We start from the raw sequence: 8,699 nt of genomic DNA, 5'->3' as shown, positions 1-8,699 counted from the left end.
GACACTCTTTCCCTACACGACGCTCTTCCGATCTCTAATAATAACTCTTTAGCGATTTTTATGAATTTTAGGGTGTTTAATCAACAACAACAGTTTTTAGGAGTAACAGGTGTTGGTGTGAGCATGGAGCGTTTATATCAATTATTAGGCCACTATGAACAACAATATAAAAAGAATATTTTTTTGGTGGATAGTGAAGGCAAAATTCGTTTAACAGGCAATAACCGTTTACAAGACCCTCGATCTATTTGGCAAATTAATGGTTTAAAGGATTATGCTGCACAACTTTTAGCACGGCAAACAAATATTATTCAATATAAAACTAAGGATGGTAAAAAATATTTAGTGCATGTTCGTTATATGCCCGAAGTACGTTTATATTTATTTGTTGAAAGCCGAGAGGATGAAGCGATTGCAGAGGTCAAACAAACTCTATATATCAATATGATTGTTTTGTGTTTTATTGTGATTGCTACAATTTTATTAACCAATATGAGCGTTGGATTTTATCAACGTGAGTTAAAACAATTAGCAAGTTTAGATGGTTTAACGCAGTTGTTAAATAGACAAGCCTTTGAGATAGTGAGTGAAAGACTTTTAGCCGATAGCCGTCGTCATCAACAATCTTTGAGTGTGATGATTGCCGATGTCGATTTTTTTAAACGTATTAATGATAGTTATGGTCATCAAACAGGTGACTTGGTATTAAAACAAGTTGCTTTAGCCTTGCGTGAAAGCGTTCGCGAGTCGGATGTGGTTTGTCGTTGGGGTGGAGAGGAGTTTGCCTTATTTTTACCCAAATGTGCTTTAGATGATGCAGAGCGTATTGCTGAAAAAATTCGTCAACATATCGAGGAGTTAGCTTTACATGAAGCTTTTTATTCTGTGCCTGTGACCATTAGTATTGGGGTTGCTGAATATCAAGTGACTGAAAGCTTAAAAGATGTCTTTGCGCGTGCCGATAAAGCCTTGTATAGAGCCAAAGCGAGTGGACGCAATCAAGTCGTGGTATCTTATGGATGTTAATCTAGAGACAGACAACTTCGTCTTGAGTACTTACATAAAATGAACAATCTAATCCATAAAGGCTATTTACGAACATTATACTAACAACGATACTTAAAATGAGCACCGCATTAACAACTCCTACTTAGGTCATGGTCATGATCATGTTTATGGATGATTTTTGCTTAAAAGCTAACAAGTTAAGGAATAAATATCTGCATCCTCTGTATTGTGCATTAATGTTTTATATAGTCATCAACAATCAACCATCGTTGAGGCTCTGAGCTACCTTTTTAATCCTCTGAATAATAGCCATCTTTAAATACGCATGTATTTAGGATTGCTACATATTTACTCAAGATTATTTCCAAAAATCACAGTGAAACACTTAAAAAATTTTATAACTTTTTATTTATGTTGAGATATTTTTATCATGGCTATTTTTGTTTATATTACTGAAAAGTGCCAACAACGTGCAAAAAATCACCAATTAACAGATGCATTAGATCAATTAGTTGCCGATATTGAGCGAGAACAGGCATTTTGGCGGCTTGATGCTTTTCCTCATCCCTTTTGGGTTAAAAAGCGTTTAGGTAATCGTCACACACGCTTGGTTTGTCGTTTGGAGTCCCATGAAATAGAGGGCGAAACACATGATGTTTTAGTGTGTTTAGATATTTTTCAGCGTGGTGACAAAGAATACCATAAGCTGTATTTGCAAATACGCGATTTAGGTGATGTTTTATATCAGCAAGTGACAGATCATCAATTACTGATAACGTGGTTAAAAGAGCGTTGCCAACAGCCAACGTTACCGAGTCTTGTTAAACCTTCTGAGGAGGAAGATTTATTTTTATATGCCGTACCCTCGTCTGCAAATCATCATGAGTATGGCAATATCAAAGACATGGTATATGAGTCTTGGTCGTGGGTAGAACACGGACTAAAATTATGCTCATCACAACAATTAGAAGAAATCAGTCAACAATTGGCAGCATGGGATCAAAAAACAGCCTGTTTATTGCTCGAAGTAGATACAGGAGAAGTTTGGATTCTGCCTTTTGTGCAACATCATGTGTGTTTGCTCACATTTAACACAAAGGAATTGGTATTTACAATTCAAGATTTAATGCAAAAAGGAGAGACATTAAATATTCATGATTTTCAAAAGTTTTTAGTGTGTACAGCTCGCCGTGTTTACCCACAATCGTTATTAAAAATTCCTAATCAATGGTTAAGTGTTCAACATAATTTTGCTGCTAATTTGGCATTTTCTCCCGAAGAGTCACATATTTTACACTTTACATTACAAGAAGAACGTCCATTCCCATTATTTATTAATGGTCGTGCTGGGAGTGGTAAATCAACGATTTTACAGTATTTATTTAGTGGCTATCTTAATTTTGCTTATCAAGCAATATGTCCATCAAAGCCACCAATTTACCCTGTATATTTTACTTGTAATCAAACACTGACTGACCGTGCCGCCGAGACAATTAATCAAATTTTATTGGCATGTAATCCGCAACAAGCATGGCTACCTATTATCAAAACGGTTTGCTTAGAGTTTAGAGGCTTTTTGCTAAAGTTGATGCCTACAGAACAGCAGAGCCTTTTTGGTCGTGAAAAATGGTTGGATTATGGTCGATTTAGGCGTTTGTGGGAGCAAAAATTTGGTCAGCAACCACAAGCAACGCAAGAGTATCCTGCAAGTTTATGTTGGCATATTATTCGTTCGTATATTAAAGGCTTAAATGCCGATTATTATTTAGAACCTAGCGACTATCTTGATTTGGCAGAAGATCAGCGTTCTGTTAGTGATGAGCTATACCAAACTATTTATGAAAAGGTATGGGAAAAATGGTATCAGCCTTTGTGTAAAAAAGAAGGCTATTGGGATGACCAAGACTTAGCACGTTTTGTTCTTGAACAATATTATGTTAAGCCACGTTTTGCCGCAGTTTTTTGTGATGAGGCACAGGATTTTACTCGTATCGAAGTGCAAATTGTTTTGCGGCTAAACTTGTTTTCGGCGCGTCATCTGTACCCTAATCAAATACAACGTGTGCCATTGGTTTTTGCAGGTGATCAATTCCAAACACTGAATCCAACGGGGTTTCGTTGGGAAACAATTAAAGCACAAGTGGTAGAACAATTTATTTTTGCCCTTGACCCTGCACAACACGCAACACTATCAGATATTAATTATCGAGAGCTAAGTTATAATTTTCGCTCCACACCTGCCATTGCTCAATTTAGTAATATTATTCATGGTTTAAGAGCAAAACTTTTTGGTCTTAAATCACTTGTGCCTCAACAGTCTTGGCAGACATCTACCAATCAGAGGGATGTGATATTAATAGACACACAAGATCACACGCTCACCGTGCAATTGGCTCAACAATATGATTTGGTGATTGTTTTACCCTGTTTGGATGGTCAAGAAACAAGTTATATTCAAAATAATCCTATTTTGAAGCAATATTTGCATTTGCGCGAAGATGGAAGTACTTCAATTCCTGCGATGAGTGTTATTCGCGCTAAAGGTTTGGAGTTTCAGCGTGTTGTTATTTATGGCTTTGCTGCGGATTGTCCAGCCGATTTAGATTTATCGGGTAAAGCATTGATTAGTGCTGAACAAAAAATTCAGCAAGAATACTTTTTAAATCGTTTGTATGTTGCAGTGACTCGTGCGCGTAGTCAGCTTTTAATTATTGACTCCCCCACAAATAATCAGCAATTTTGGCAACATTTCCAGCAGCCATTATCATCTCCGTTACAACTCATGAATTTACCAAATGCGCAAGAAACATGGGTTGGGCATTTAGGCAGCCTACGCGCAGCGGTATTGGCAGATATTACGCCTGATGCTAATCAGATTTTATTAATGACTGAAAATGCCACAAAAATTTATCAAGAAGGTACTGCTAATCAAGACCCTTATTTGTTAAGGCAAGCTGCTGCTTTGTATGAGCAATTAGGGGATTATAACCAACAACAATATTGTTTGGCAGAAGTGCAGTATATTGCAGAAGATTATTATGAAGCGGGTATATTGTTTGAAAAAACCGCACATTATGAACGTGCGTTTGAGTGTTTTTGGCGTGTACAGGACTGGCAAAAATTATATGATGTAACAATGGAACAGTCGTGGCACCCCGAAAACATAGAAAATAAATTACGCGAAGAAATGCTAGAGCTTTATATTAAAAAGACTAGTGCTATTGCTTCTTATGTCAATATCATACGCAAACTGGTTAACCATGAACTACCTTTATCATCTAATACCTATGATAAAAAAGCATGGCATAATTTACTCACTGAAATTTTGATACAGTTGCCACTTGATAAAATCGACAGACATTGGAAAAAACTCTATAACCAACTAAAGCTGCTTGATAGTCATGCTTATTTTTCAGCAGTGATTCACCCTGCCATTTTTGCTGAGGTCGCCTATTTAGCCAATGTAATGGATGAGGCTTGTCGTTGGTGGGAAAAAGCTAAAGAGCAATATAAATTAACACCACCAATGCCTCGTTATGCGGAAGCGGTGGCTGTCAGTCGTCCTTTTCCAAAAAATTTAGATGCTTTAGTGGTTTTGCAACGTAATACGGCAATTTGTCAACAATTTGCTGATTTTACACAACTAGAAGAATTAACAAGCCATGATTGGCAGCTTATTATTGATATTGTTTTTAAAATGCTAAAGCAAGACGAAATCATTACGCTATTTAATCCTAAATTGCTCAATTTGTATCGTTTAGATTTGTTAGATGTGTTGATTGAGTATAGTCAACAACTGAACAGCAATTATCAAAAAAGTTGGGCTAAAAAGCTATCAAAATTACGCATCTTTAGAGCAGCAACGCAAGGTGATTGGAGTGCTGTCCTAGAAGCTTTTAACCAAGAAACAGAACAAGATGCAAACGGATTAACCGCAAACATAGAGTTAATATTGTATGGCTTGGCGCATTCAGACGCTTATAGTCAAATGGTAATTGACGACCATTTGAATCCAGATGCTCAAACCATATTGCAACTTATCAAAAAGCGTTTTTTGCAACAAGTTGTGAGACAAGTTAGTAAACAAAATCATTTTAAAAAGGGGCATAGTTCGCAAGTTTCTCAAGAAGTGAGTTATGTGTGGCGTACCGATATAAAAAATCCTCGTTTGTTAGGCGCTGTATTAGAACGTAGTCAGAGTTTTAGTGATGCTTTACAGTTTTACGAATGCCTTGAAAATAATCAAAACGAAAGCCATTATGCCAAACGGCGTTGGTTGGCGTGTAAATTACGGCAAGCAGAATATTTTTATAAATTATCTGCGCGTTACAAAGACAAGCTTGAGCTAAGTACGCGAGTGCAAGAGCGAGAAGAATTAGAAGCAAAATTGCGAGATACAGAGCAAAAAGCGGAGCAAAATCAAAACACGGCTAGACGTGAAGCTCGTTTGTTGGGTATTAATAACTATGACGATATTCCACAATATCCGCCACTACCTACGCAAGAAGATATTGTGAATAAAGTATTGGATATTAAAAAAGACATCGTAATAATACCAGAAACCCAAGAGCCAGTAGTAGAGTTGGTCACAGAGCCAGTCCAAAACGTATCTAGCTCTGTGGTGGTTGAGCCAACACTTGAGGCTGTCACTGTCATTGACAAACCAATCATCAAACAAACATTAGCAATACCGTTTAGCAAAAAACCGTTATCTGATGCCATTGTTCATGAGCAAGGTTTAACAAATACACTCTCTGTGGATGTTGATTATTTGCATAAAGGCATCAACGATGTAATGCAAGCAACTAGCTTGCTATCGGAGATGCTTGCTAAAACAGAAAAAACGGAAATTAGCGATATGATGCAAGCAACGACATTGTTATCAGGGTTATCTGAGTTTTTTGCTAAAACCGATAATATATATACTCATAGCACAACAGGCGTATCGCCCCAGCCTATTCCTATCCCTAAAAATATATCCACAAAAATAGCGAAAGCGATAGCTAATAGCGATGTTGAACAGCAAGCCATGATTAATACGACAATGGTTGCAGAACCAATAGCAACTGTTGAAGTGGTTGATAATCATCATCAGTCAGACATTGTTGTTGAGCCAATAGTGATTGTTGAAGCAGTCGATAATATCAATAACATAGACAATAATCACAATCGTCAGGCAACTATCGCTGTTACGCCCTTAGATAGCCAAAACATACTTTTATTACCAGCAACACGCCAGCCTGTCACGGAGTTGTATTTATTAGATTACCGCTTGCTGATTGTACGCAGTCAGGGGCGATTGAATATTGAACATCAAAAAACAGGCGAAACGGTGTCTATTTGGCCAAAAAACCAACGAATACAAGGCGATTGGCTAAGTAAACAAGCAGAAAATGGCTTTTGGCAATTACAAGGAACTTGTTTATGGTTGCAATTTAGTCCTGATAGTCATGAGTGTCTTATTGCCATTCCTGAGCATGGGCTAAGTTTAAAATTAAATTGTGTTTAGAAAAAGATCGGCGTCTTAAATGGTGTCAGGACTTACGCGGTTGACCGAAGTCGAAACAAGCGCGTTTTACACTCTCCCCCCAATCCTCTCTTAGAGGGAAAATTGGGGGGAGGGCATGGGCAAATAAGCGATAACCATGTAAGCCTTTTTAACTACCACCTGCCAATTCATAATCCTCTAAAGCTTGTAAATAAGCGACTTCTACCTCTGCCAGCTCTCTATCTACTTTACTTTTTTCGGCCAGTAATTTTTTGAGCTTATCTTTATTGTTGTCTTGATAAAGACTCATATCTTCAAGTTGGCTGGCCAAATGGCTTTGCTGTTCGGTGAGACGATTAAACTTGGCTTCCAACTTTTCGGCTTGTTGGCGTAAAGGGCGCAAAATATGCAAATTATCGCCAGTGCTTTTGACTTGTTGGCGCTCTTCGCGTTTTTCTTGGCGAGTTGCTGTACTTTCGACTTTAACATCTTGTTTAGCACGCCACTCTTTCAGCCATGCGGCATAATCAACTAATGAACCACCAAAAATATCAATTTTGCCATCTGCCACCAACATAAATTCGTCACAACAACTGCCCAAGAGTTGTCTATCGTGCGACACGACAATCAATGCACCCGTAAAGGCTTGCAAAGCCATACTTAAGGCATGGCGCATTTCGAGGTCTAAGTGGTTGGTCGGTTCGTCTAGAACGAGCACATTAGGACGTTGCCAAACAATTAACGCTAAGGCTAAACGGGCTTTTTCACCACCCGAAAAATTCTCAACCGTTGTTGTAACACGATCACCATTAAAACCAAAGCTACCCAAAAACTTACGCAATTCGAGTTCGGAGGTACGTGGTGCAATACGGGTTAGGGCTAACAAGGGCGAAGCTTGCATATCTAAATGGTCAACTTGATGCTGCGCAAAATAACCTAACACTAAATGTTCGCTACATACGCGCTCGCCTGCTAATAAAGGCAGTTCACCGACTAAAGTTTTAATCAAAGTCGATTTACCTGCACCATTAGGGCCTAAAAGACCAATGCGTGTATCAGGGCTAATATTGAGATCGATATTATTGACAATGACTTTATCGCCATAACCTGCATTTACTGCATCTAGTTTTACCAGTGGTGTACCCATTTTCGCAGGCTCTCTAAAGCTAAAGCTAAATGCAGAGTCAACATGGGCAGGTGCAATTAACACCATACGTTCGAGTTGTTTAATCCGACTTTGAGCTTGGCGAGCTTTAGTGGCTTGGGCGCGGAAACGGTCGATATATTTTTGCAAATGCGCCATTTCACTTTGTTGTTTTTCAAAAGCTTGTTGATGTTGTGCCAAACGTTCAGCACGAGTACGTTCAAAGGTGGTGTAATTGCCTGTATATAAAGTCATGGTTTGCTGTTCGATATGCAAAATATGACCAACAGTGGCATCCAAAAAGTCTCTATCGTGGGAAATTAAAATTAATGTACCTTGATAACGATTGAGCCAATCTTCAAGCCACAAAATCGCATCTAAGTCTAAGTGGTTGGTCGGTTCGTCAAGCATCAATAAATCAGAACGGCACATTAATGCTTGTGCCAAATTTAACCGCATTCGCCAACCGCCCGAAAACTCGCTAACGGTTTTTTGTTGTGCCGTTTCACTAAAGCCCAATCCTGCTAATAATTGTGCTGCGCGAGCAGGCGCGGTATAACCGTCAATGGTGTCAAATTCGCTATATAAATCGGCTAGTTTATTGTCGTCTTGTTCGGTTTCGAGGGCATCATTAATTTGTCGCCATTCTTTATCACCATCCAAGACAAAATCAATGGCAGTACGACCTAATGCGGTGACTTCTTGCGCCATGTGTGCCACTGTCCAACTTTGTGGTCGTGATAATGTGCCTGCATCGGGTGCAAGACCGCCTAATAAAGCAGAGAAAAAGCTAGATTTGCCTGCGCCATTTTCACCTGTTAAGGCAACTTTCCATGAAGGGTGAATCATGCCTGCGGCATTGGCAAATAATACGCGGCCACTACGGCGCAAGGTTAAGTCTTGGTACTGAATCATGGTGATGAGGCTAGAACAACAAAATAGGTGGTATATTGTAGCGGTTTATCATGACTTTGGGTAAAATTGCCGCCGTTTTCTCCCCGTAGTTAAATGGATATAACGGCCCCCTCCTAAGGGGCAATTACAGGTTCGATTCCTGTC

General features: G+C 38.8%; 2 protein-coding genes and 1 tRNA gene. 2 read left to right on the top strand and 1 reads right to left on the bottom strand.

Annotated features, from left to right (window positions below):
• Window positions 1–1,438: 1,438 nt before the first annotated feature.
• Complete coding sequence (locus Q0212_RS06960) at window positions 1,439–6,517, top strand: 3'-5' exonuclease (protein ID WP_297923925.1); 5,079 nt, start codon at window positions 1,439–1,441, stop codon at window positions 6,515–6,517.
• Between the two features lie 148 nt (window positions 6,518–6,665).
• Here the strand turns inward: Q0212_RS06960 and Q0212_RS06955 are convergent, their stop codons facing one another.
• Window positions 6,666–8,555, bottom strand: a complete 1,890-nt coding sequence (locus Q0212_RS06955) for an ATP-binding cassette domain-containing protein (RefSeq protein WP_297923924.1) — start codon at window positions 8,553–8,555, stop codon at window positions 6,666–6,668.
• A gap of 87 nt (window positions 8,556–8,642) precedes the next feature.
• Between Q0212_RS06955 and Q0212_RS06950 the strand changes: the two genes are divergently transcribed.
• A tRNA-Arg gene (locus Q0212_RS06950) sits at window positions 8,643–8,699 on the top strand.

Origin of the sequence: uncultured Agitococcus sp. (genome assembly GCF_937920075.1) — a bacterium.
Classification (GTDB): Bacteria; Pseudomonadota; Gammaproteobacteria; order Pseudomonadales; family Moraxellaceae; genus Agitococcus.
The sequence above is the reverse complement of the archived record's forward strand: the minus strand, read 5'-3'. Positions and strand labels throughout refer to the sequence as shown.

What these genes read in the sequence shown, in the direction of transcription:
- Q0212_RS06960 (WP_297923925.1), top strand. Translation starts at nt 1,439, where the DNA reads ATGGCTATTTTTGTTTATATTACTGAAAAGTGCCAACAACGTGCAAAA.
- Q0212_RS06955 (WP_297923924.1), bottom strand. Translation starts at nt 8,555, where the DNA reads ATGATTCAGTACCAAGACTTAACCTTGCGCCGTAGTGGCCGCGTATTA.